Raw genomic sequence first — 23,780 nt, 5'->3', positions numbered from 1 at the left:
GATTTGATTACGATAAATCATCACTTGATCGCAATAAAGTAATTATCCCAATGACTCATAAACAAAATTCAGACTTAATTAAATCTAAAAACATATCTCGAGCTTTATGGTTGCTCACATTTTTATGCCAAAAAAATTGATTCTGCATAAAGGCAAGGTGTTCAAATTTATAGCCTCGAATATTGGTTAAATTTTTATATTGTTCATAAATACTCTTCGGTACCAAAGACACCCCAGAGCCTGCGCTGACGCAACCAATAATGGTGGCGTAACTGGTAATGCTAGTAATTGGAAGTGAAATATTTTTGAGCTTAAGCCATTCTTCAAGAGCTGCTCGGTAAGGACAGCCTTCAGTCCACATAAAAATTTCTTTACCAATCAAGTCTTCTTGGTTGTGGATTTCTCCCAAAGAATGAGATGCAATCAAGACCATTTCTTCTTGATAAATACTAAGTTTATTCAGCATAGGAAACTCAATATTGCCCGCTACAATTGCACCATCAAGTTTGTGTTGAGAAATATCGACTAATAGCTGTTTCCATGTGCCTGTAATAATTTGAATAGAAACTTCTGGAAAACGTTGATGATACTTCGCAAGTAAGTTAGGCAGACGAGTTGTGGCAGAAGATTCAATCGCCCCAATTTTTAATGGGCCAGAGGGTGGAGCATCAGGGTGAATACTACGTTTTGCTTCATCGCATAGCGCTAAAATTTTATGGCAATAATTAAGAAAAATTTCTCCAGAGGGCGTGAGCTTTAAACGTTTTCCTTCCCGATAAAACAGCGGTGCGCCTAATTCTTCTTCGAGTTGTTTAATGCGCGTTGTGATATTGGATGGTACACAATGTAGTTGCATTGATGCCTTAGCCATTGTTCCGCATTCAACCACGGTCTGAAACATTTTTAGCTGTGCGATATCCATATTTTATCATTCACTTTTAATGAATATTTGACTCAATATAAGTTAATTTTATTCAACTATCCATGCGCATATGATGAAAGTGTTCCATTTCATTAGTGCAGATTTAACATGGCAATTTCTCTTGCTGCCGAAACCCAGCCTCCCGCATTTAAGCTCTATTTATGTATTGCTGTGACCGTCTTTTGTTGGGGCTATTCACCTATTGGCGTACATAGTGCTTTGCATTCATATACACCGCAGCATATTGCCTTGCTCCGCTTTTTGATTGCATCGTTTTTTTTACTTTTATTGATTATGAAAAAAGGCATTCAACCTTTAAAGTGGAAAGATGCTCCTGCACTTGCTGTATTAGGATTTTTCTCTGTAACGCTTCATCATTTGCTTATAAATACGGGGCAGCAATATGTAACTGCAGTCGCATCTAGTATTTTGAGTCAATCTATTCCCTTATTTACTTTTATTATTTCAGCTTTGCTTTTTAAGGAAAAAATTAGTTTCAAACAATGGTTATGTATTTTGCTCGGTCTTTGCGGCGCCGTGTTGGTGGTTAGTGGAGATCATGGTTTTGGTGTACCGAGCCCTTATAGTTTATTAATTGTTTTAGCTGCAATTGCATGGGGTCTTTATTTTAATTTATATAAGAAATTTGCTTTAAATTATGATGCCTTGAGCATGATGTGCTACATCATCTGGTTCGGAACCATTCCTTTACTTTTTTATAGTGCTCATTTGCCTAGTGAAATTTTACATGCCACTTGGCAAGCCAATATGTCGGTTGTCCTATTAGGTATTTTTCCAAGTGCGATGGCTTATGTGCTTTGGGGTTATGTACTTAAAAATATGTCGTTAACGATTGCATCGAATTTTTTATATTGTTCGCCGATTGTCGCCATGAGTTTGGCGGTTCTTTTTTTAAATGAAAAACCATCAATGATGGTGTTGCTGGGTGGAGTAATTATTGTGGGGAGCTTGGTATGGATGAATTGGAAAAATAATTCTTGTACCAAGCTAAGTGGATAATAATGAGACAGTTATTGAGCGCTGATTTAAGAGTGAGAATATTAATTTCATTAAAAAGTCACTTAAATCAGCATGCCTCAATAGTTTTTAGAATTTACTTTAATTAATTTCACCATGAAAAGTTTGGTTATAGCCAAAAAATAAGGATTTATAATTAAATTATTCTACTCTTTCGACTTTTTCAATATGACTAGAGGAATCATACGTAATCTCAATTACTACTTTCTCTTTGTTAAGTGCGGAGTCTGAGATTGATACTGTTTCGTCAACGGAATCGAGTGATAATTCACTCGGCATTATATTGTGTAATGTCGACACGATTGTATTCGCTACTAAGCCGTTATATAAAGCCATTCCATATGCTTTTGGTTTATTGTTAATTTTATAATAAGTGATCGTATCTATCCTTTTATCACCAATGAGTCTACTTACTACGGGCGGATGGAATTTATTTAGAAATTCACTTCGAGACATTCCAACCACATTAATCTTTTCTATAGCAGGAGGGTTTGTAGTATCAGGTAAAGTGATCCGATGAGGATTTATAGAACAGGCTATTTGTCCAATGGATAAGATAGAAATAACAAGTAATAAAATATTCTTTTTCATTTATATAATCTTAATTAATAAAAGCAGCTAATTTATAACGATATTTTTTGAAAACATCAAATTATTATAAAGACTTATCTGCGAAAAATACTTACACGAATAAACGTCGTAAACAAGTTAGGGAATTGAATTAATTATTGCGCTACTGTGTAGGGTCATTATTATAAAAAGTTTTAATGTGGATGAACTGGGGGAATAGGCGTAGTATCGAATGAGCTATAGATCATTAAACTATCTGTAGATTGATGTTATGTCATGTGCTGCTTACTTTAAGAGAATGAGATGATTGTTGTTACCTTGACCTATAAAAAACTATTAGCCGAAGTTGATGCTGTACTCAAGGAGCATATTGCTTTTTTAGATCATTATTATGAGCAGAAGAAATTTCTGGCATCAGGGCGTCGAGAAAATAGAGTAGGTGGGATAATTTTAGTTTTAAGTTCTTCCATTCAAGAAGCCGAAGAAATCATGAAAAATGATCCGTTTTATATTCAAGATTTGGCTGATTATGATTTCATGTGGTTTGAGCCATCGAAAAGTTTAGAAGAAATTAAAGAGTTTGTTTGATTACATTAGAGAACTACTTAAATTTAAGTAGTTCTCTAGTCTTTTGGTTAATTTTTATTATTGCTCAACAATATAAATACTATTTTCGAATACATCTCCTTTACTTGTTTTAACTACACCAACACATAAATTGTCAGGAGTCTGTATAAAAGAAACTAAGGATGTATCTGCATTAGTTTTACAGTTCTTTTGCTTATTCTCATCAAATGCTTTTAAATTTAATTGATGTTGTAAATCTAAAGTGAATACTTGGCTAAGAGCGCCAAATGCTTGATCTGCTTTTTTCATAAATAATAAATTATTTTGAGCTTCCCATTCAGCTAAAGAAATACGTTCCTTGCTTACATAGTGATATAAGCGTTTTGTATCTGCATTATTGTCTGCCGCATTTTTAAATTGGGTCTTTAGACCAAAATTTACTTTTACAATTGGCTTTTCACGGAAAGAAAGGCGTGAATAAGGCACAATTTTAATTTCGGATGTCTGATTTAAATCTAATAATTTAAGTGTAGGATCTGCTTTATTTTGAGCGAGAGAATCGTTAATTTTTTGATTTGTTAATTGGTCAAATTTAATAGGTTGATTGATAGAGCTTTTTTCAATAGCTGAACTATTTGCATTTTTATCAATTGCCATTGCGACTCCTACTCCGATAAGGCCAAACATTCCAGAAACTGGACTGGCCGAAGCACTACTTGCATCACCAACTAATATTTGACTTTCCTTTACAAAGTAATCACCTGCACCTGATTCAGTCATTGAAGAAAGTTGTTCTGAAGAAACAGAAAGAGAGGTTTGTTTTCCCGCTGCTGGATATTGAATCGATTTAGTCGTTGCACATCCAGTAAATAATAATGTTGATATGAGTAATAAATTTAAGTTTTTCATTGCAATCATTCTTTATTAAGTTAGGTAATTATTTGTTAAAACTGGTTAAATTATGGATTAACTAAAATAAAAGTAAATAATTGTTATTTATTGAGCGTTCACAAATTAATCATTTATTATTTTGAATAAAATTAGAAAATAAAAGTATTAAAAAACCATGCTTCCGATTTAGATCGAAAACATGGTTTTAATAAAGCTTAATTATACAAAAATTAATTTCTATATAATCTTAACCCTGCAACACACTCACATCAGCAACAGCAGTAAACAAGTTACGTAACTGGGCCAATAAACGTAAACGGTTTGCCTTCAGGTCAGCATCATCTGCCATTACCATTACACCATCAAAGAATGCATCAATCGGCGCGCGAAGTGCTGCAAGTTTAGAAAGGGCAGCAGTGTAATCTTTTGCTGCAAGTAATGGTTCAACAGCAGGGGTAACTGCTTGAAGTTCAGCGAATAATGCTTTTTCAGCATCTTCAACCAAGTTTGCTTCAACTACAGAACCTTCTGGGGCTGCTTCTTTCGCAAGAATATTAGCAACACGTTTGTTTGCAGCAGCAAGTGCAGCAGCTTCAGGTAATGTACGGAAGTGGTTAACTGCATTTACACGTTTGTCAAAATCAAGTGGAGACTTCGGTGCAAGTGCTTGAACAGCTTGAAGTACGTCAACGGCAACGCCTTGGTCTTCGTACTTAGCACGATAACGACCTTCCAAGAATGCAACCGCATCAGCAAGAGTCTTGTCGTGGTCTTTAACGATGTCGCCATAAGCTTGAAGTGCAAGATTAACTAGCTCTTCAATTGTTATATCTAATTCATTTTCAATAATTAAACGTAAGATACCAATTGCTGAACGGCGAAGAGCAAACGGATCTTTAGAACCTGTCGGCGCTTGTCCAATACCGAAAATACCAACTAGGGTATCTAAGCGGTCAGCAAGAGCAATCGTTGTACCTGTTTTGGTTTTTGGTAAAACATCACCAGCAAATTTTGGTAAATATTGCTCACCTAACGCTTCTGAAACTTCAGTATTTTCACCTTCAATACGCGCGTAGTAAGTACCTGCAATACCTTGAAGTTCTGGGAACTCACCTACCAGTTCTGAAGTTAAGTCGCATTTAGCAAGTAATGCAGCTTTTTCAGCATCTGCTGGGTTTGCGCCAGTGATTGCAGATAATGCAACAGCAAGTTTCGCAATACGTGTTGATTTATCCCAAAGCGTACCAAGCTGCGCTTGGAATACCATGTTTGCTAATTTTTCTTTACGAGATGCAAGTGGTTGCTTTTGATCTTGTAAAAAGAAGAATTCAGCATCAGACAAACGAGGACGAACAACTTTTTCATTACCTTCAATAATTTGAGTTGGGTCTTTAGACTCAATGTTTGAAACAGTAATAAAGTAAGGCTGTAATTTACCTTCGCTATTGATCAAGCAGAAATACTTCTGGTTGTCTTGCATTGTCGTAATGAGTGCTTCTTGAGGAACAGCAAGGAAGCGCTCTTCAAAGTTTGCACGAAGAGCAACTGGCCATTCAACCAAGCTTGTTACTTCATCAAGTAAGTCAGCTGGAACAATTGCAGTCGCGTTAACTTCATCAGCTAATTTCTTTACTTGTTCTTGAATGATTGCTTGACGTTTTTCAAAGTTCGCAACAACATAAGCTTTTTCTAAAGCAGCTAAGTAGTCATTTGCATGCGCTAAAGTCACAGCTTCAGGTGCATGGAAACGGTGACCATAAGTTACATTGCCAGCTTTGTGATCTTGAATAGTCGCATCAACAATTTGATCGTCTTTGAGTAAAAGAACCCATTTCACTGGACGTACAAATTCGGTACGGCTTGCAGCAGAACGCATACGCTTAGCAATTGGTAAATTGTCTAACGCAGTTTGTAAAATCTGTGGAAGTAAAGCATCAAGGCTTTGACCTTTCACATCTTTTAAATAGCAAACTTTTTCAACTTTACCTGCTTGGAAAGTAGAAATCTGGTCAACTGTAATCCCTTGACCACGCATAAAGCCTTCGAGTGCTTTAGTCGGTTTGCCTTCTGCATCGTAAGCCGCTTGAACAGCAGGGCCATCAAAACGTTTTTGTGTATCAGCTTGAGCAGCATCGATATCAACAATTTTAAGCGCTAAACGACGTGGAGCTGCATAAGCTTCAATTGATGCGAAATTTAAGCCAGCATCTTTTAAGCCTTTTACCGTTTCTGCCTGTAATGCATCACGTAAAGTTTTCAAGCTTTTTGGTGGAAGCTCTTCACAGCCAAGTTCGAATAAAACAGTATGTTTGCTCATTAGTTTTTCTCCGCCTTTGCTGCTTCACTTTCAGCTTGTGCTTTTAGCTGTGCCAATACTTCATCACGTAAATGTGGTTCTGCCATTGGGAAGCCAAGCTCTGCACGTGCTTGTACATAACTTTGTGCAATAGCACGAGCCAAAGTACGTACACGTAAAATGTAACGCTGACGCTCAGTCACAGAAATTGCGCCACGTGCATCAAGTAAGTTAAAGGTATGAGATGCTTTAACAACTTGCTCATAAGCAGGAAGAGAAAGTTTTGCTTCAATTAAACGGTTTGCTTCTGATTCGTAAAAATCAAACAGTTCAAATAGTTTTTCAACTGGAGCGTATTCAAAGTTATAAGTCGATTGTTCAACTTCATTTTGATGGAATACGTCGCCGTAAGTCACAGTACCAAATTGGCCTTTGGTCCAAACAAGGTCATAAACCGAGTCAACACCTTGAAGGTACATTGCAAGACGTTCTAAACCGTAAGTGATTTCACCTGTTACTGGGTAACATTCAACACCACCGACTTGTTGGAAGTAAGTGAACTGAGTCACTTCCATACCGTTAAGCCAAACTTCCCAACCTAAGCCCCAAGCACCTAGCGTCGGAGATTCCCAGTTGTCTTCTACAAAGCGAATATCGTGAGTAAGCGTATCGATCCCGATTGCTTTTAAAGAATCAAGATAGAGCTGTTGGATGTTGTCTGGATTTGGCTTAAGTACCACTTGGAACTGGTAGTAGTGTTGCAAACGGTTCGGGTTTTCACCATAGCGGCCATCTTTTGGACGACGTGAAGGTTGAACGTATGCAGCATTCCAAGTTTCAGGCCCTAAAGCACGTAAGAATGTTGCGGTGTGGAATGTTCCAGCGCCCATTTCCATGTCGTAAGGTTGTAGTACGACGCAGCCTTGTTCGGCCCAATAGTTTTGTAGGGCAAGAATTAAGCCCTGAAATGTATCAATGTGCGAGATGGCGCGACTCATGTAGCATCCACGAATTTATGAGAAAAATTGCCCCTAAGTATAAGGATTTTGTGGGGGAGTGGCAAAGGCTAGTTTGGGAATTTCAGATTTGATGGCTTAGCTGCTTTTTTTATACTTTTGAATAGTAAAACCCAATATGTAATAGCGAAAATTATAGAAAAATAACTAAAGAAAATGATCATTTCTATTGGTGCGAATTCTAAGCACATTAAACTAAGAATTAACGTAGTAAGTATGATCGCACTAGTAATAATTGAGAAAAAATTTATGAAATTATACTTTTGCAAGAAAAGTTGACATAGATAAGCAGGTATAAACGCGAGTATGTAATAAGTCATTACAACCATAAAGAGTATCAATGGCATATTCGCAGCAGTTTTTAGAATTTCTAAAGTGAACCCTTCATATAGCATCATGGTAAAGATCCATAGAAGCCAAGCAGGTATAAATAAGTAGAGTGGAACTTTTAAAAGGCTATATAGAATTTGGCTTTGATCGGGATCTAAATTTTGAATGAAAATTTTAAAATTAGATTTTTTCATATAAATCAATATGAGTTTGATTCTTATAACTATGTATAGCATGAATAAAAGTTAATGTATTTGAAAATGTGATCAAATCAAAATGTTTAATTAATATAGTTCTGCTTATAAGGATTTTATATTCAATTAGCAGAGCGTTCATTCAATGTTGATGTTCTGTTCTTTGAACTTGGATTATAGGCAACCGTTACAGAATTTTTGTTATATTGAAGCATATTAAAAATTATAGAATCGAGAATTAATTATGCTGAAATTTTGCTGCAAACTCATTGTTTTATCCAGTCTTTTCTGTAGTCCGTGGCTATATGCACAAACCGAAACTGATGAGCAAGATGAATATAATCAATGTGTAGATCAGACCATTAAAGAAATGAAGCTTGAAAGTATTAATAACATGGTCGTGCATAGCTGTTCTGAACAAGTAAAAAAGATTTATGAGGAAAAAATTGTTGCTCTCATTGATCAAATTCGTACACAAAGCGAAGAATACAAACAGCCAGAGCGTTACCAAGATATTTTAAAATCTCAGCGACTTTGGAAAGCTTATGTAGATCAGGAATGTAGTAATGCAGGCTCATACATTGGCTCACCGATGTATTCGTATTGCCCAATGCAAGAGTATGCAGCGCGTGTAAAGCAGCTTGAAGAATACGTTAATTAAGACGGATTATTTTAAACGTCACCTCATGACGCTTAGCGTACTTCGCTGGATTAAATTTAAGAATGCAAAATGATATTTTTTAAACGATGCCATAAATGAGTCGTTTGATATGTCTGATCGCATTCGAGAAAAACTACAGATTCTTGCCGATGCTGCTAAATATGATGTGTCTTGTTCATCAAGTGGCAGTGACCGTAAAAACAAAGATAAAGGTCTAGGTGATGCCAGCCATTCAGGAATTTGCCATAGCTATACTGAAGATGGTCGCTGTGTATCACTCTTAAAAATTCTATTTAGTAATGTGTGTATTTTTGACTGCGCCTATTGTGTTTCACGTCGTTCTAATGACGTCCAACGTGCAGCATTTACAGTGCAAGAAGTCGTAGACTTAACCATTAATTTTTACCGCCGTAATTATATTGAAGGTTTATTTTTGAGCTCTGGCATTTTTAAATCAGCCGATCATACGATGGAGCGTATGCTTCAAGTCGTGAAGAAGTTGCGCCTTGAAGAAAACTTTAATGGCTATATTCATCTAAAAACCATTCCGGGAGCATCGCCTGAACTGATTCATGAAGCAGGTTTATATGCTGACCGTATGAGTATTAATTTAGAGATGCCTACCGAGGTTGGCCTAAAAACTTTTGCACCAGAAAAATCACATCAGGAAGTGCAAAAAGATTTAGGTTTGGTCCGTGACAGACTTATTCAGCTTAAAGATGAACGCCAAATCATTAAGCATGTGCCGAAATATGTGCCAGCAGGACAGACCACCCAAATGGTAGTGGGTGCTCATCAAGAGTCAGATCAAGATGTTTTGTTTATGGCAGACAAGCACTACAAAGAATTTAAACTCAAACGCGTCTATTTCTCTGGCTATATCCCAATTAATACTGAAAATAATTACTTGCCAGCAGTCGGTTCTGCACCGCCATTACTGCGGGAAAACCGCCTCTATCAGAGCGATTGGCTGATGCGCTTTTACGGTTTTCAGGTCAATGAAATCGTCAATGAAAAACATCCAAACTTAGATCTTGATGTGGACCCGAAATTAAGCTGGGCATTAAGGCATCCTGAACAGTTTCCAGTAGATTTAAATCGTGCAGATTATCAAATGATTTTGCGTGTACCGGGCATTGGTGTGAAATCTGCAAAGAAAATTGTGCAGGCTCGCCGTTTTGGAAAAATCCATATCGACTTACTTAAAAAACTCGGCGTAGCTTATCAGCGTGCAAAATTCTTTATTCGCTGTGAAGACAGCCCAAAGTTCCAAAAAGAACTTTCTTCAAGTTTTATTCGACAGCAGATTTTAACGCAGGGTTCCTCGAAATATGTGCAGCAACTCTCGCCACAATTAAGCCTTGGGTTTTAGTCATGTTTAATGATGAAGTGGCTTACTATTTTGATGGTTCAATGGTGGGGCTGCTGAGCTGTGTGTTTCGTGCATTTCAATTTAAAGAATTGCAGGTCAGGCTCTGTTTAAATGATGCGGCTCAACATGGCTTATTTGCCGATAAAATTGAGGTTTCAAATAACGAGCAACATGCCGAGCGTGTTTGGTCAGCACTGCAAAAAAAGCTTTCATCTTCTTCGTTAAAACAATTTTATTTTGCTTATTTATCTGAATCTTTAGATGCCTATCAGCATATATTTAATTACTGTATTTATGTGTTTAGTAGTCATTTTTCTGTAGAAAAAGATTATTCACATCCCAGTGTTTTAGCAATTGCACAGTGGACGAAAAAGGTCGGGCGAGAGAAGCATCGGATGGAAGCTTTTATTCGTTTTAAGAAAACCAAGGATGAGCTTTTTTTAAGTCTGGTTCGCCCCGATTTTAATGTTTTACCGCTTATCCAGCCGCATTTTAAAAGACGGTATCAAGATCAACGTTGGCTGATTTATGACGAGCAACGTAAGTTTGGAATTTATTATGATTTACGTGAAATACATGAAGTTTCACTCGAAGCCTCTGAGGTTGACCGTAATTTAAAAAATGGCATGAGTCAAAGCTTTCAGCTTGAATTGGATGAGCAAGAAGTTTTGTATGATCAACTTTGGAAAGATTATTTTAACAGCGTAAATATTACAGAACGCCAGAATATTAAGCTTCATGTGCAATATTTACCAAAACGTTACTGGCGTTACTTAAATGAAAAATTGATGGAATATTAAAGTTTTAAAATTATAAAGATTATTTTTAATAAGTTTTCTTGTTGTTGAAAGATATAATTTAAATGCACTTTATATAGCTTTGCGCGTATACTTTTGCCCGTTATAAATAACGGCATATCCCCAAAGGTGTACTGTGAGTGTTATACAGCGAGAATGGTTACAGATTTTAAAGCCAAATTTTAAGGTTTTACCTTTAAAGGAACGCTTACTTTGCGGTATTGGAGCGTTGTGTGGTTTAGCAATTTCTTCCTTAATTAGCTGGTATGTTCTGGGTGGAATTAATGCTTGGTATATCGCCCCAATGGGCGCCTCATCTGTTCTATTGTTTGCTGTACCGACCAGTCCCTTGGCTCAACCATGGAATGTGATTATTGGTAATACCTTAGCTGGAATTATTGGTGTTGCCTGTGCGCAGTGGATTCCTGATTTAACTACAGCTTTTAGTGTCGCAGTAGGTTTTGCCATATTTTTAATGATGACCACCGACTCTTTGCATCCACCAAGTGGCGCAGTCGCAATTACCGCGGTATTAGGTGGGGCGGCAATTCATAAATTAGGCTTTTATTTTATTTTTTATCCAGTTTTACTCAACTCGTTACTTTTACTTGGTTTCGCCATCTTTTTTAATAGATTAATTGGGCGGCATTATCCGGTTACTGCTCATCTTAATGACCGTAGTAAAGACCCTACACCGACTCAAAAAGTATCAATTCAACCCAAAGACATTGAGTATGCATTAGGGCATCACACAGAATTACTAGATATTAGTCAGTACGATTTAGAAAAAATTATTTTAGAGGCTCAGGAACATGCCAATGAGCGCATGGTAAATCAATATATCTGTCAGGATATTATGAGCCGTGATGTTATCAAACTACATGAAGATGACGACATTCATCAGGCACTCGATAAATTTAAACAAGTGAACTTGATGAGCCTACCTGTAGTAAATGCAGAAAACCATTTGGTGGGAACTTTAGCATTATATGAAGTTGTTGAATGGTTTAAGGGCGCAGCAGATCCAAGAAACTCTTGGCAGCACTATGTAAAACAAATTATGAGTCGTCGAGTGGTCACGGTACTGCCAACTCAACCTATTCAAGATTTGGTGCCATACTTTGTAGAAAAATCCTTTAACTATATTCCTGTGGTTGAAGAGCGTAAGCTCGTAGGAATGATCAGCCGTGCAGATATGATTGCTGCGTTACAGCAACAGTTAAATCAAAAGCTATAATTTTTAGAATAAAAAAAGCTACGGTTGATTAGGGGATGCAACCGTAGCGACCAAAATTATTAATTAACGTACTTGTTCTTCATTTACTGTTCGAACGGATTGTCGATAGCCTTCAATATGCTCTGGCTGTTTTTTCGGAATGACTAACCATAAAACCAGATAAACTAAAATTCCTGGAAAGGCCGCACTCATAACTGAGATCAAAACAAAAATGACACGTAGTAAAGTTACGTTCCAACCAAAACGTTCAGCAATACCACCCATTACACCGGCGATCATGCTGTGTCGGTTCGAGCGATATAAACCAGAACTGGCCATCTAATTCTCCTTAAAGATAAATAATTACAAGAAGCTATTGTGCTCTTGCTTAATAAAAATATGGAGGCGAAATAACGGGTTTAAAGTCCTCTCAAAAGTAAATTGGTTAAAATATGTAAAGGATTGGAATGATGGAAACCAACATCAACTAAAATGCACCTTTTCAGGGCTTAAGGGTTTATTGCAGCAATTGGTTAATGCCTGAAATGAATATAAACATGGCGGTTGCTGTTATCTGTGAATAATGTATATGTCTTTGAAGCGGTCTAGTTTTTTAGTTAAGTATTTAGTTGTAGGGGCTATGATGTGCCTGACACTGAGTGCTTGCGATATAAACCATGCCAACTCAAAAGATCACTCTAGTGCCAGCTCTAATTCTACGCATGAAGAAAATCTAATAAAAAATAGTACATCTACAAAAACATTAGATTATGTGGCAGGGCGTACTTTTTTACCCGAAGAAAATTTAGATCAAGCTAAAAAATTAAGCGGAACCTTATTGCAATATGTAGGGCGATATCACACCCGAATTTCATGTGAGGATGCTTTTGCTGATTGTGAATCGGGCGAAGCAGAGTACATTTTAAATTTATTACCCAATGGATCGGCTTATTGGAATGTTATTCATTTTGGCCGTGTGGGAAGTAAAGATGGGGCTAAAAGTGCCACTGTAAATGAATTATGTCCTTCTTTAAATTGGAAGGTAGATGAAAAAGAGCATGAGTTAACCATTCAATGTCCTTTATCTAAAGTTAATTTTTATTTTAATTTTGATTCAAATAAAAGATTGGTTATGAATCTGGAAAAACTGTTTTATAGCGATTATGGTAAAAATCGTGAATTTTTAGAGCAAAACTATTTTGTTCCAAATCAGGCTTATGTATTAACTAAAGAATAAATATTACTTGAATAAAAAAGAGCGCAATATAAATTGCGCTCTTTTCGTTTCTCTATTTAAAAATCATTAGTAGTCGAAGCTAAAGTGTTCAACTGGTAATGATGTTAATGTGCGAGAGCTTGTCACCATCGACTCTGCATGACCTTGAGTACGAGGCAACATACGGTCAAAGTAGAAGTCTGCAACTTTGATTTTAGCTTTATAGAATTCAGGTGTTTCTGCACCGTCACCTGCTTCAAGTTTTTCAGAAGCAATGACTGCTTGTTGCGCCCAGAAGTAAGCCATCATCACGTAACCTGAGAACATTAAAAAGTCTACAGAAGCAGAAGATACGATATCACGGTCTTTACGTGCAGCAAGCATGATACGAACAGTTAATGTATTCCATTGAGCACAAAGCTTAGTTAAGTCCCAAGCAAAACGACGTAAGTATTTATTACGTGCGTGCGCAGCACAGAATTTTAAGATTTCAGCAGTGTAGTCACGAACCACTTTGCCTTTTGAGCTAAGCAATACTTTACGACCAATCAAGTCAAGTGCTTGAATGCCTGTTGTACCTTCGTATAGCGTTGAAATACGAGCATCACGAGCGATTTGTTCCATGCCCCATTCTTTGATGTAGCCGTGGCCGCCGTAAACTTGCATACCGTTATTTGCAGCTTCTAAACCAAGTTCAGTCAAGAAACCTTTTAAAATCGGGGTATAAAAACCAAGCTTGTCATCATAGTCTTCATAAGCAGCTTGGTCGCCACGTGTTAATGCATCTGTCATTTTGTCTGCAAGTTTTGCAGCATGATAGATCATTGAACGACCACCTTCAGCAATTGCTTTTTGAGTCAACAATAGGCGGCGTACGTCCGCATGATGAATGATTGCATCAGCAACTTTATCTGGATCTTTCTTGCCTGAAAGCGCACGCATAGACATACGGTCTTTCGCATAAGGTAACGCACCTTGATAAGATAACTCAGCATGTGCAATACCTTGAACAGCAGTACCAATACGTGCTGTGTTCATGAAAGTAAACATTGCATGTAGACCTTTGTTCACTTCACCGATTAAATAACCAGTTGCATTATCAAAGTTCAACACCGCAGTAGCAGAAGCTCGGATCCCCATTTTGTGTTCGATTGAACCACAGGCTACTGTATTACGTTCACCAACACCGCCATCAGCAGTAGGGATGAATTTAGGTACGATAAATAATGAAATACCACGAGTACCAGCAGGAGCATCTGGAAGACGTGCAAGTACGATGTGAATAATATTTTCAGTTAAGTCATGTTCACCGGCAGAAATGAAGATTTTTGTACCAGAGATTTTATAAGTGCCATCTGCTTGAGGTTCAGCTTTAGTTTTAACTTGACCTAAGTCAGTACCACATTGAGGCTCAGTTAAGCACATTGTGCCGCTCCAAGTTCCTTCAACAAGTTTAGGCATATAGGTTTGTTTTTGCTCATCAGTACCGAATTGCAAGATAGTATTCATACAACCTGAACTTAAGCCAGGGTACATCGTAAATGACCAGTTTGCAGTACCCATCATTTCTGATTTAATCAGATTTAATGACATTGGTAGGCCTTGACCACCAAATTCTTCTGGATAAGAAAGACCTTGCCAACCGCCCATTACGAATTGGTCATAAGCTTCTTTAAAGCCTTTAGGCGTTCTCACTTCACCATTGTCAAAATGGCAACCTTCTTCATCACCAGGCTGGTTAAGTGGCGACAATACGTTTTCACAATAATCTGCCGCACCTTCAAGAATCATATCAACTGTATCTGGATCTGCATTTTCACCATTTGATAAAGTTTTATAGTGAGCAGGGTAATCTAATACTTCATTCATTAAGAAACGAATATCATGTAGCGGGGCTTTATATGCTGGCATGGCTTTAATCCTAATTTTGAATCATTGTGGGATTATCTGAATCGATGATTTGATTATTCACTCACCTGATAAAAATACAATGATAATCACATCCGAAAGAAATGTCAGAAAAGCGAATTTTGTCGAAAATAAATACACCCGAAAATACATTTTCTGCTACATTCAGGACTTATACTTTTATGTGAAAAAACAACTATTTTTTATTTTTAGCAAGTTTTGCTAAAAAGATAAAGCTATAAGGTTTTAAAAAAGGTTATGCATTTAAAATATCTCAGTTTATGTTTATTTAGTTTGGGTTTGACCGCATGTGCGCAGCATAACCTACGTCCATCAGTGGCATCTGCCAACTTAGATCAAAAAGTCATTCAGGGTATGAATGCAATGTATGAATACCCAAGCTATGACTACCGCGGGCATTTTAAAGTTAATGTTGATCCAAATCAGCCTAAGAAAATCAGTACTGTAGAGAAAACGGTTCAGCTTGATGCTGGAGTGCAAAAAAAAGTAGATCAATATTTACGTGAACAAAAAACTAATTTGAATAAAAAACAGAAGCAGGCGCTTTATGCTGCAATTGCAAATGAGCAATCTATTTCGGGTGTATCTGACGAATCACGTTCAGAAAAAGTAAATGCTGTATTAATTAATTTATTAAATGATCTCCAATTTAGTTACGATGGTTCAGTTCATTACCGTCAAAAAATGGGGTCGTTAAATCTCACTGCAAGATATGAGAAACCGACCTTACTAGTACAGGCAAAATTGCCAATGGTACTTGATCTGAAAGACTATAAATTTTACGTTAATTATTTCGGATTAATGCCTTATCTCGTAAATAAAGACAATCAAAATAACTTGGCGTATGTCGATTTTTCAAAGTATAAAAATCTGTTTACAAACGTCGATATGAAGAAGTTTGTTGAATATGCAAAAGCTTCTAGCGCGGTATCTTATCGTTTGGCTGAACCACAAAATTTACAGCGTTTACCCATTACCGATGCTGACCGTAAAGCCGGAATTGTAGAAAAAATTCGTTTAAAAGATACGGTCGAAGAGTTATTGCTGCAATCGGAACTCTATGGTCAAGTCAATGAAAAATATTTGCAAAAAAATGTTTTAGGGTTTGATGACCAAAAGGTTGCCGAATCTATAGCAACTGAACTTGCTGCTTCTGAAGCTAAGAAAAAGGTGACTGGTGCTGAGGGGCAGAGGGTTTCTTCTGAAGATGCAGCGGCTGTCAGTCAGCAACTCTACTCACTTATTAATGCTCATTTTGGCAATACATTGGCTTCTGAGGAAGGTGATGAAGACCAAGCAAGTGCAGCTCAAGATGTGGCAGCAGCAGAAGCAGCCTCTGATTCAGCTCAAGCCGAAGACGTTGCTGTGGCAAATGCTGAACCAACTGCACAAGATGAAGAAGTGGCTACACTTACAGAAGAGCAGTGTGTTGAATTACAGTCTCTTAAGAAACCAGTTGCCTTAGGTGATGTTAATTACTGTCAAATTTACGGTATTAATGTGCTTGATCAGAGCGCTGTAAATACCGAAAAAACTCAGTTGAAAGCTCGTCAAGCTGCACTAAAACAAACTTTTGCTGCTTATGATCAGAACCAGTTTGTGAATGATGATGCATTTAAAGCTTTATGGTTAAAACATAAAGCCGAGATTGAGCAAGCTTTACCAAAACAAAGAAATCCAATTAAGATTGATGTTGGACTTGATGAAAAAGGCCGTTTAGTTAACGCAGATTATGATGTTGCCTATACACCAGCCGAGTTTAATCATCGCTTTAATATTAAAATGGACATGCAAATTTTAAATTATGGTAAAGCCACTTCAATTGACCAGCAGCAGCTTAAACAAGCTAAATCAGTTGCTGAAGCAAGCAAAGGTTCGCTATTTGAAAACTTCGTAAAAGGCTTTAGTGAAAAACTTGGGCAGAGTGATGTTTCTGAACATCCAGTTGGCTTACATAGCGATGTACAAGATTTAGATTCTAGTCTGGCGCTGTTGGCTAACCAAACTTATGATGCAACACGTGCCTATGACAAAACGTATAAAGCTGTGTTTATTGCAAAATTGACTGCCGAAAAACCGTCATATATTCATTATTATTCAGTTCAACAGTTGCAAGAAATTGCTGAAGTTTATGCTTATTGGTTCTCTGAAGAAGAAACTTATAATCCTCAAGGTAAGGCTTTAGAGCATATAGAAGCATTGCAGAAAAAGCATCATCTTGAGCAAGAAGAGCAATTTGATAATGATTTAGGTCGTGCTGTGGACCATATTGTGATTACGACAATACAAGGTGAGGCAGGGCGTGAAGCATGGCAAAAATTACAGAAGCAATATAAGCAGCCTGAGCAGCTTTTCTCAAAGCAATATCAGTTAAAATTTGAACAACAAAATGGTGCTTCTGCTGAGGAAAAACCATTGTTGTCACAAACGGCTGATATTTTAGGGAAGGCTTATGCTGCTGCGCGTAAACAGCAACTTACGGAAAAAACAATTCAGAATTTAAAACCTGAACATAATGAATTTATTGATTATGAGATTTTCCGCGATGTTTACCAGCAAATGGTTGTGACCAAAAAATAATAAATGCAGTTAAAAAAGAACCTACTTAAAGTAGGTTCTTTTTTGTTTTATAGAAAATCTTTTAATTCAGGTCTCACACCATTCCAGATATAGAAGGCTTCAATAGCCTGACCCACTAACATTCCAAAACCTTCTGAATATGGCACATTGCGTTGTTTAGCTTGCTCAAGGAAGCTGGATGGCTTGCCATAAGCCATTTCATAGGCATATTTGAACTCTAAATTTTCAGGTAGTTGTAGTGCGTCACCTGAAAGGCTCGCAGAAGTTGCATTAATTACAATGTCAAAACTCCCTTCTAACTCACTTAGAGAAATTGCTTGTAATTGAGCTTGAGAAACTGCTGCTTTCAAGTCATCTACAAGTTGCTCTGCACGAGCGAGAGTACGGTTTGCAATCACAATCTTTTTAGCGCCAGCCTGTACCAGTGGGTAAATAACACCACGAGTTGCACCCCCAGCTCCTAAAATTAAAATATTTGTATTTTCTAGGTTCCAGTCTAAGGCTTGAATTGCGGCCACTAAGCCTTGGCCATCAGTATTATCGCCGTGCAATTTGCCATTCTGCATCCATAACGTATTCACCGCTTTCGCAATTTGAGCGCGTTCGGTTAACACGTCACACAAGGCAAAAGCTTGTTCTTTAAATGGTACGGTAACGTTCATACCACTTCCACCATTTGCAAAGAAACTACGCATACTCGGTTCAAAACCATCAAGAGGGGCAAGACGTTTTTGATAGTCGAGATCAACACCTGTTTTTTGAGCGAAAGCATGATGCAATTCAGGAGAGCGTGATTGTTCGATTGGGTTGCCAATTACTGCAAACTGTTTGGTCATTCTTATATCCAAAATTTTAAAATGGCATGAAGCAGTTAAAAACGTGTGCTGAATATTCAGCAGGCCTCACTATAAGCCAAATTGGAATAAGAAAAAATATTTGAATGAGGTTCAGAAAAGTGAAAATAAAAAAGGAGATTCTCTAGGGTGGAAGCCAAAGAATCTCCAAAAAGCAAAAAATTAAGCGACTTTTTCTTTTAAATTTAACCAGTCACGTGGTTTTAGGTAATAGTCAGTTAAACGTTTCTCTGGCGAGTCTTCATCCCATTCTGGGCGATACGACCAACCTGCAAGGTTAGGGAGGCTGACTAAAATAGATTCGATACGTCCACCTGTTTGTAAGCCAAACAATGTTCCACGGTCGTACACTAAGTTATATTCGACATATCTACCGCGACGGTAAATTTGGAACTCACGCTGAGCTTCGGTGTAAGGCTGTTCACGATGTTTTTCAAAAATTGGTAAAATGGCATTTAAATAACCATTGCCTACAGCTTGAATATATTTAAAGCAAGTTTCGAAATCCCAGCCATTGAGATCATCAAAAAATAAACCACCAACACCACGTTGTTCATCACGATGTTTTAAATAGAAATAGTCATCACACCATTTTTTATGTTCAGCGTAGACATGGTCACCAAAAGGCTGACATAGGTCATGTGCAGCTTGATGCCAATCGATAACATCTTGCTCATCTGGATAAAAAGGCGTTAAGTCAAAACCACCGCCAAACCACCAAATCGGATCTTGTCCTTCAGGTTCTGCAACGAATAAACGTACATTGGCATGAGAAGTCGGAATATTCGGGTTTTTAGGGTGAATCACTAACGAAACTCCCAGTGCTTGAGCCTTAGCGCCAGCAATTTGAGGGTGTCTTTCTGTAGCGGAAGCGGGCAGTTTACTAATGTTGATGTGAGAGAACATCACACCACCTTTTTCAATCACTGTACCATTTTGCAGTACGCGTGAACGTCCACCACCACCTTCAGGACGTTCCCAATCATCAATAATAAATTCACTCGTACCGCCACCAGCTTTTTCTTGTTGTTCTAAACCAGCACATATACGGGCTTGTAAATCGAGGAGAAATTCGCGGACACGTTGAATATCTGTGGAAGTCGGATGTTGCATAATGACCCTCAAAGATGATTGAGATAGGAGATAGATACATCAAAACACAAAACCATAAAAAAAGTAAGGGATTTTTAAGAAATGTCTCAAAAATCCCTTGTGATTGCTTTCTTAATATTTATTTTTTTAAAAAATCATCTTTTTGGTAAAGGTGATCCATACGTTCACGTTTGGTTTTTAAATATTGCTCATTAAAAGGGTTGCGCCCAACCGTTAATGGAACACGGTCAACAACATTAATTCCTTGATCTTTGAGTGCCTGAATTTTCAAAGGATTATTGGTAATTAATTTAACTTCTTTTACTTCTAAATGATCGAGCATGATGCTACACATGTCGTAACGACGTGCATCGGCAGGTAAATTTAAAAGTAAATTAGCATCTACGGTGTCATGCCCCTGATCTTGTAAAGCATAGGCGCGAATTTTATTTGTAAGCCCAATACCACGACCTTCTTGACGTAAATATAAAATAACGCCTTGGCCTGCCTCGTTGATGAGCTTTTGAGTTGCCTGCAATTGAGGACCACAGTCGCATTTTAATGATGCAAAGGCATCACCTGTTAAACATTCTGAATGTACACGAACCAAAACAGGGCCTGTAGGGGGATTTTCTAACCCTTTAGAAAGTGCCACATGTTCTTCACCTGATACTGGATCTTGAAACACAGAAATATTGAATTCACCAAAAGCGGTCGGGAGTTTTGATGTTGCAATGAACTCTATAGGCACAGATTAACTCATCTTTTAACCGAAAACGGTTTAAAGTATAGCGTAATGCTGGGAGATTGGTCGAATTGTCATAATCATTTTGCACACTAAGGTTTTCTTTTTTGTATAAAGATGACGATAATAGTTGATAAATAGTCAGATTATTCAGGATAATCTGCCAACCATACCCATGATGTATGAGAGACTGCTTTGCATGACCTCGTTCGCAAATGTGGCTGATTGAAGGTGACTTCATTCGATTGTATGATCGACCCATTTTGACCCAGCTTAGGATTTGCCAGGCTTATAAAGGCTTTGCCACATATGTTGTATACCGAAATTCCAACTCAACGCCCTGTTACGCCATTGTTAGATGCAATTGATCATCCTCAACAATTACGTCAGCTCGAGCATAGCCAATTGGTTCAAGTGGCTGATGAGTTGCGTCAATATATTTTATATGCAGCAGGCCAGAGTGGTGGCCATTTCGGTGCTAATCTCGGCGTGGTTGAGCTGACGGTTGCGCTGCATTATTGCTTTAATACACCAAATGACCGATTAGTTTGGGATGTAGGACATCAGGCCTATCCGCACAAAGTCCTGACAGGTCGTCGTGAACAAATGACGACGATTCGTTCTAAAAATGGTTTAGCAGCATTTCCAGCCAGAGAAGAATCAGTTTTTGATACATTCGGTGTAGGGCATTCATCAACAGCAATTTCAGCTGGTTTAGGAATGTCGTTAGCACGTCGTTATCAAAACGACCCATGTGAAGTGGTTTGTATTGTAGGTGATGGTGCAATGACAGCGGGTATGGCATTTGAAGCCATGAACGATGCTGTTGCACATAATGCCGATTTAATTGTTGTGCTCAATGACAATGACATGTCAATTTCGTGTAGTACAGGTGGGTTTGCTAAACATTTGGCTGCAATTTGGGAAAAAGGCCATTTAGTTAACGTTAATGAAGATGGCGAAGCGTATATACAGCCACATCCAAAATGGACTTATAACTCTCGTTTGCATCAATCAGCAACAGATGCGGCCGATAATTTATTTAAAGCAATTGGTTTTGATTACTTTGGTCCATTCGATGGCCATGACGTAAATCAACTGGCCCAAGTATTTAATGCTCTAAAGAAGCGTAAAGGCCCACGTTTAGTCCACGTCTATACTAAAAAAGGTAAAGGTTTCACTCCAGCAGAAGCGGATCCGATTACCTATCATGCAATTAGCAAAATTAATGCGACTTCAGCAGGTAAAACACCACCTAAATATTCTGATGTATTTGGCCAGTGGTTATGTGATGAGGCGGCGCAAGATGAACGTCTACTCGCGATCACACCTGCGATGTGTGAAGGCTCAGGCATGGTTCAGTTTGCTAAAGAATTTCCACAGAGATTCTTTGATGTTGCGATTGCTGAACAGCATGCTGTAACACTTGCAGCAGGAATGGCTTGTGAAGGCTTAAAACCTGTTGTTGCAATCTATTCGACGTTCTTGCAGCGTGGTTACGATCAGTTTATTCATGATGTTGCATTACAAAATCTTGATGTGACTTTCGGGATTGACCGTGCTGGTTTGGTTGGTGAAGATGGTCCAACTCATGCAGGTGCATATGATTATGCATACATGCGTACAGTTCCAAACATAGTCATTATGGCGCCAAAAGACGAAAATGAATGCCGTCAGATGCTTCATACAGCCTATGTCTATAATGGACCAGCGGCAGTACGTTACCCGCGTGGTGCAGGTGTAGGTGTTGAAATTCAGCAAGAGTTGACTGCTATTGAGTTAGGAAAAGCTGAAATCGTTGCTGAAATTAAATTTGCTTGTGATGAACAGATTACAATTTTGGCATTTGGTAGCCGCGTTATGGTTGCCATAGAAGCTGCTGAACAATTTGCACAAAAACATGATGTGGGTGTGCGTGTTGTAAATATGCGTTTTGTGAAACCACTTGATGAAAAAATTATTCGTGATTTGGCTGAGCACACACATTTATTTGTCACTGTTGAAGAGCATGCGGTTATGGGTGGTGCGGGAAGTGCGGTAAATGAGTTCATGGCTCAAGAACAAATTGTGAAACCTATCATTAATTTAGGCTTGCCAGATTTGTTCTTACAACAGGCTTCACACGGACAAATGTTGCAAGACTGTGGTCTAGACGCTAAGGGTATTTTGAGCTCAATTGAGAAAGTTTGGCTCAAGTTAAATCAGGTCGTTTAACCCTCAATAAAATTTTTGAAACATTTTCCCCCTAAAAGCGCATATATTTGCTAAAATATTTGCGCTTTTATGCATTATTCTTTGTCAAAATCTTCAAATTTGTCTAGTGGGTGTTCAATGGAACCTATGGTGGTTATGGCTGCGCGTGCGGCTCAAACAGTTGGTCAAGAGCTTTTAAAAGCGCATCAAAATCGTCATAAACTCGATTTACAAGTTGAAGAGAAAGGCATTGATGGCCCAGTAACGCGTGTAGATCGTTATTTAGAACAGTTAGCGATTGATACGTTACGTAAAAGTTATAAAAACCATAGCTTCTTAGGTGAAGAGTTTGGTTTACAAGAAGGTAAAGGCCATGATGCAGAGTGGTGCTGGGTAATTGACCCGCTTGATGGCACACAAAACTTTATTAATGGTTTCCCTCATTTCTGTATTTCAATTGCAGTTCAGCATAAAGGCGTTACTCAACACGGCGTAATCTACGATCCAGTACGTGATGAGTTATTCTCTGCTAGTCGTGGTCGCGGTGCAGTTATGAATCAACGCCGTATTCGTGTAAATGTAAAAGATAGTTTAGAAAATACATTCTTAGCAGTAGGCCATCCTTACCGCGCTAAACGTGCTGGCGAAATCGTATCTTATGCAGAGCAGCATTTCGCATCATTACTAGCTGTTACTGAAGCAGGCGCACAAATCCGTCGTGGTGGTTCAGCTGCTCTAGATTTAGCGTATGTAGCTGCAGGTCGTTTCGATGGCTTCTTTGAGCTTGGTTTAAAGCCATGGGATATCGCTGCGGGTGAACTTATTCTTAAAGAAGCGGGCGGTGTAGTTGTTGATGCACGTGGTGGTAATAATTCACTTGAAAATGGTCAAGTACTCGCATGTTCGCTTAAATTGCTAAAACCTTTAATGCAAACAGTTGTTCCAGCTTGGGATAAAGCTGCAAAATAATTTGGTTTATTATTAATAAAACCCTCTGCAATCAGAGGGTTTTATGTTTTAAATAAGGATTAAAATTAAGTTAATTCAAGAAATATGCATAAAGTTGATTAAAAAAGGTGACTTTTAAATTATTTCTGCTATAATCCGCCAACGCACTTAAATTTCCGTTCATTACCTGAACATTCTGTTCTATTCATTGTAAGCGCACGCTGTCCATAGAGAGGACCATTACTTGCGCCCCAATCGCTCAGCGATTCTTCAGGTTCGGCCGTAATCAAGCGTGCGTTTAGTCCACATCGTCGTTACTCGGATTGCTGCTGAAAAAATGTTTCAGCTAACTT

The 23,780-nt window shown here is 38.0% G+C and carries 20 protein-coding genes; 10 read left to right on the top strand and 10 right to left on the bottom strand.

Annotated features, from left to right (window positions below; translation table 11 throughout):
• Nucleotides 1–55 precede the first annotated feature (55 nt).
• Nucleotides 56–922, bottom strand: a complete 867-nt coding sequence (locus I7H67_RS14565; RefSeq protein WP_151823156.1) for a LysR family transcriptional regulator — start codon at nt 920–922, stop codon at nt 56–58.
• A 108-nt stretch (nt 923–1,030) separates the two neighbouring features.
• Between I7H67_RS14565 and I7H67_RS14560 the strand changes: the two genes are divergently transcribed.
• Nucleotides 1,031–1,942: a DMT family transporter gene (locus I7H67_RS14560; RefSeq protein ID WP_198308166.1), complete on the top strand. Its 912-nt coding sequence runs from the start codon at nt 1,031–1,033 to the stop codon at nt 1,940–1,942.
• A 159-nt stretch (nt 1,943–2,101) separates the two neighbouring features.
• Here the strand turns inward: I7H67_RS14560 and I7H67_RS14555 are convergent, their stop codons facing one another.
• The gene (locus tag I7H67_RS14555) at nt 2,102–2,551 is read right to left on the bottom strand and encodes a hypothetical protein (protein ID WP_013196753.1); all 450 of its coding nucleotides are present in this window, start codon (nt 2,549–2,551) and stop codon (nt 2,102–2,104) included.
• Nucleotides 2,552–2,833: 282 nt separating this feature from the next.
• On the opposite strand from I7H67_RS14555, the gene I7H67_RS14550 reads away from it, so the two are divergent.
• Nucleotides 2,834–3,118: a YciI family protein gene (locus I7H67_RS14550; protein WP_198308165.1), complete on the top strand. Its 285-nt coding sequence runs from the start codon at nt 2,834–2,836 to the stop codon at nt 3,116–3,118.
• A gap of 57 nt (nt 3,119–3,175) precedes the next feature.
• On the opposite strand, the gene I7H67_RS14545 is transcribed toward I7H67_RS14550, so the two are convergent.
• The 3 genes from I7H67_RS14545 to glyQ form a co-directional block, all read right to left on the bottom strand.
• The gene (locus I7H67_RS14545; protein WP_013196755.1) at nt 3,176–4,006 is read right to left on the bottom strand and encodes a hypothetical protein; all 831 of its coding nucleotides are present in this window, start codon (nt 4,004–4,006) and stop codon (nt 3,176–3,178) included.
• Nucleotides 4,007–4,235: 229 nt separating this feature from the next.
• Nucleotides 4,236–6,305, bottom strand: coding sequence for a glycine--tRNA ligase subunit beta (glyS, locus tag I7H67_RS14540; RefSeq protein WP_198308164.1), 2,070 nt, complete (start codon nt 6,303–6,305; stop codon nt 4,236–4,238).
• Nucleotides 6,305–7,282 carry a glycine--tRNA ligase subunit alpha gene (gene glyQ, locus I7H67_RS14535; RefSeq protein ID WP_002044989.1) on the bottom strand — a complete coding sequence of 326 codons (978 nt, stop codon included), beginning with the start codon at nt 7,280–7,282 and terminating at the stop codon, nt 6,305–6,307. Before glyQ ends, glyS begins: the two co-directional genes overlap by 1 nt.
• A gap of 786 nt (nt 7,283–8,068) precedes the next feature.
• On the opposite strand from glyQ, the gene I7H67_RS14530 reads away from it, so the two are divergent.
• The 4 genes from I7H67_RS14530 to I7H67_RS14515 all read left to right on the top strand — a co-directional run bounded on the left by I7H67_RS14530 (nt 8,069) and on the right by I7H67_RS14515 (nt 11,891).
• The gene (locus I7H67_RS14530) at nt 8,069–8,485 is read left to right on the top strand and encodes a lysozyme inhibitor LprI family protein (RefSeq protein WP_192836296.1); all 417 of its coding nucleotides are present in this window, start codon (nt 8,069–8,071) and stop codon (nt 8,483–8,485) included.
• 109 nt (nt 8,486–8,594) lie between these two features.
• Nucleotides 8,595–9,857 carry a putative DNA modification/repair radical SAM protein gene (locus tag I7H67_RS14525; RefSeq protein ID WP_033848824.1) on the top strand — a complete coding sequence of 421 codons (1,263 nt, stop codon included), beginning with the start codon at nt 8,595–8,597 and terminating at the stop codon, nt 9,855–9,857.
• Between the two features lie 2 nt (nt 9,858–9,859).
• Nucleotides 9,860–10,657, top strand: a complete 798-nt coding sequence (locus I7H67_RS14520; RefSeq protein WP_198308163.1) for a TIGR03915 family putative DNA repair protein — start codon at nt 9,860–9,862, stop codon at nt 10,655–10,657.
• 133 nt (nt 10,658–10,790) lie between these two features.
• Complete coding sequence (locus tag I7H67_RS14515) at nt 10,791–11,891, top strand: HPP family protein (RefSeq protein ID WP_198308162.1); 1,101 nt, start codon at nt 10,791–10,793, stop codon at nt 11,889–11,891.
• A 63-nt stretch (nt 11,892–11,954) separates the two neighbouring features.
• On the opposite strand, the gene I7H67_RS14510 is transcribed toward I7H67_RS14515, so the two are convergent.
• Complete coding sequence (locus I7H67_RS14510; protein WP_004789692.1) at nt 11,955–12,209, bottom strand: PspC domain-containing protein; 255 nt, start codon at nt 12,207–12,209, stop codon at nt 11,955–11,957.
• A 250-nt stretch (nt 12,210–12,459) separates the two neighbouring features.
• On the opposite strand from I7H67_RS14510, the gene I7H67_RS14505 reads away from it, so the two are divergent.
• Nucleotides 12,460–13,107 (top strand): hypothetical protein, encoded by a 648-nt coding sequence (locus tag I7H67_RS14505; RefSeq protein ID WP_198308161.1) that lies wholly within the window; start codon nt 12,460–12,462, stop codon nt 13,105–13,107.
• 66 nt (nt 13,108–13,173) lie between these two features.
• Here the strand turns inward: I7H67_RS14505 and I7H67_RS14500 are convergent, their stop codons facing one another.
• Entirely contained in the window at nt 13,174–14,997 is a 1,824-nt protein-coding gene (locus tag I7H67_RS14500; RefSeq protein ID WP_005301163.1) for an acyl-CoA dehydrogenase C-terminal domain-containing protein, read from the bottom strand.
• A 255-nt stretch (nt 14,998–15,252) separates the two neighbouring features.
• Between I7H67_RS14500 and I7H67_RS14495 the strand changes: the two genes are divergently transcribed.
• Nucleotides 15,253–17,595: a hypothetical protein gene (locus tag I7H67_RS14495; RefSeq protein WP_198308160.1), complete on the top strand. Its 2,343-nt coding sequence runs from the start codon at nt 15,253–15,255 to the stop codon at nt 17,593–17,595.
• Nucleotides 17,596–17,642: 47 nt separating this feature from the next.
• Here the strand turns inward: I7H67_RS14495 and aroE are convergent, their stop codons facing one another.
• The 3 genes from aroE to ribA form a co-directional block, all read right to left on the bottom strand.
• Nucleotides 17,643–18,431: a shikimate dehydrogenase gene (gene aroE / locus I7H67_RS14490; RefSeq protein ID WP_198308159.1), complete on the bottom strand. Its 789-nt coding sequence runs from the start codon at nt 18,429–18,431 to the stop codon at nt 17,643–17,645.
• Nucleotides 18,432–18,611: 180 nt separating this feature from the next.
• On the bottom strand, nt 18,612–19,562 hold the full coding sequence (gene hemF, locus I7H67_RS14485; protein WP_005301171.1) for an oxygen-dependent coproporphyrinogen oxidase: 951 nt from the start codon (nt 19,560–19,562) through the stop codon (nt 18,612–18,614).
• A 118-nt stretch (nt 19,563–19,680) separates the two neighbouring features.
• A complete protein-coding gene (gene ribA / locus I7H67_RS14480) occupies nt 19,681–20,292 on the bottom strand; it encodes a GTP cyclohydrolase II (protein ID WP_005301174.1) in 612 nt (203 codons plus the stop codon).
• Between the two features lie 303 nt (nt 20,293–20,595).
• Between ribA and dxs the strand changes: the two genes are divergently transcribed.
• Together dxs and I7H67_RS14470 are read left to right on the top strand one after the other, a co-directional pair.
• Nucleotides 20,596–22,500, top strand: coding sequence for a 1-deoxy-D-xylulose-5-phosphate synthase (gene dxs / locus I7H67_RS14475; RefSeq protein WP_198308158.1), 1,905 nt, complete (start codon nt 20,596–20,598; stop codon nt 22,498–22,500).
• 117 nt (nt 22,501–22,617) lie between these two features.
• Complete coding sequence (locus I7H67_RS14470) at nt 22,618–23,448, top strand: inositol monophosphatase family protein (RefSeq protein WP_004789677.1); 831 nt, start codon at nt 22,618–22,620, stop codon at nt 23,446–23,448.
• Nucleotides 23,449–23,780 lie beyond the last annotated feature (332 nt).

Origin of the sequence: Acinetobacter sp. ACIN00229 (assembly GCF_016106645.1) — a bacterium.
Lineage (GTDB): Bacteria > Pseudomonadota > Gammaproteobacteria > Pseudomonadales > Moraxellaceae > Acinetobacter > Acinetobacter oleivorans.
The sequence above is the reverse complement of the archived record's forward strand: the minus strand, read 5'-3'. Positions and strand labels throughout refer to the sequence as shown.

Bases quoted from the DNA above. Each gene is read 5' to 3' on its own strand.
- I7H67_RS14565 (WP_151823156.1), bottom strand. From the start codon at position 922: ATGGATATCGCACAGCTAAAAATGTTTCAGACCGTGGTTGAATGCGGA.
- I7H67_RS14560 (WP_198308166.1), top strand. From the start codon at position 1,031: ATGGCAATTTCTCTTGCTGCCGAAACCCAGCCTCCCGCATTTAAGCTC.
- I7H67_RS14555 (WP_013196753.1), bottom strand. From the start codon at position 2,551: ATGAAAAAGAATATTTTATTACTTGTTATTTCTATCTTATCCATTGGA.
- I7H67_RS14550 (WP_198308165.1), top strand. From the start codon at position 2,834: ATGATTGTTGTTACCTTGACCTATAAAAAACTATTAGCCGAAGTTGAT.
- I7H67_RS14545 (WP_013196755.1), bottom strand. From the start codon at position 4,006: ATGAAAAACTTAAATTTATTACTCATATCAACATTATTATTTACTGGA.
- glyS (WP_198308164.1), bottom strand. From the start codon at position 6,305: ATGAGCAAACATACTGTTTTATTCGAACTTGGCTGTGAAGAGCTTCCA.
- glyQ (WP_002044989.1), bottom strand. From the start codon at position 7,282: ATGAGTCGCGCCATCTCGCACATTGATACATTTCAGGGCTTAATTCTT.
- I7H67_RS14530 (WP_192836296.1), top strand. From the start codon at position 8,069: ATGCTGAAATTTTGCTGCAAACTCATTGTTTTATCCAGTCTTTTCTGT.
- I7H67_RS14525 (WP_033848824.1), top strand. From the start codon at position 8,595: ATGTCTGATCGCATTCGAGAAAAACTACAGATTCTTGCCGATGCTGCT.
- I7H67_RS14520 (WP_198308163.1), top strand. From the start codon at position 9,860: ATGTTTAATGATGAAGTGGCTTACTATTTTGATGGTTCAATGGTGGGG.
- I7H67_RS14510 (WP_004789692.1), bottom strand. From the start codon at position 12,209: ATGGCCAGTTCTGGTTTATATCGCTCGAACCGACACAGCATGATCGCC.
- I7H67_RS14505 (WP_198308161.1), top strand. From the start codon at position 12,460: ATGTCTTTGAAGCGGTCTAGTTTTTTAGTTAAGTATTTAGTTGTAGGG.
- I7H67_RS14500 (WP_005301163.1), bottom strand. From the start codon at position 14,997: ATGCCAGCATATAAAGCCCCGCTACATGATATTCGTTTCTTAATGAAT.
- I7H67_RS14495 (WP_198308160.1), top strand. From the start codon at position 15,253: ATGCATTTAAAATATCTCAGTTTATGTTTATTTAGTTTGGGTTTGACC.
- aroE (WP_198308159.1), bottom strand. From the start codon at position 18,431: ATGACCAAACAGTTTGCAGTAATTGGCAACCCAATCGAACAATCACGC.
- hemF (WP_005301171.1), bottom strand. From the start codon at position 19,562: ATGCAACATCCGACTTCCACAGATATTCAACGTGTCCGCGAATTTCTC.
- dxs (WP_198308158.1), top strand. From the start codon at position 20,596: ATGTTGTATACCGAAATTCCAACTCAACGCCCTGTTACGCCATTGTTA.
- I7H67_RS14470 (WP_004789677.1), top strand. From the start codon at position 22,618: ATGGAACCTATGGTGGTTATGGCTGCGCGTGCGGCTCAAACAGTTGGT.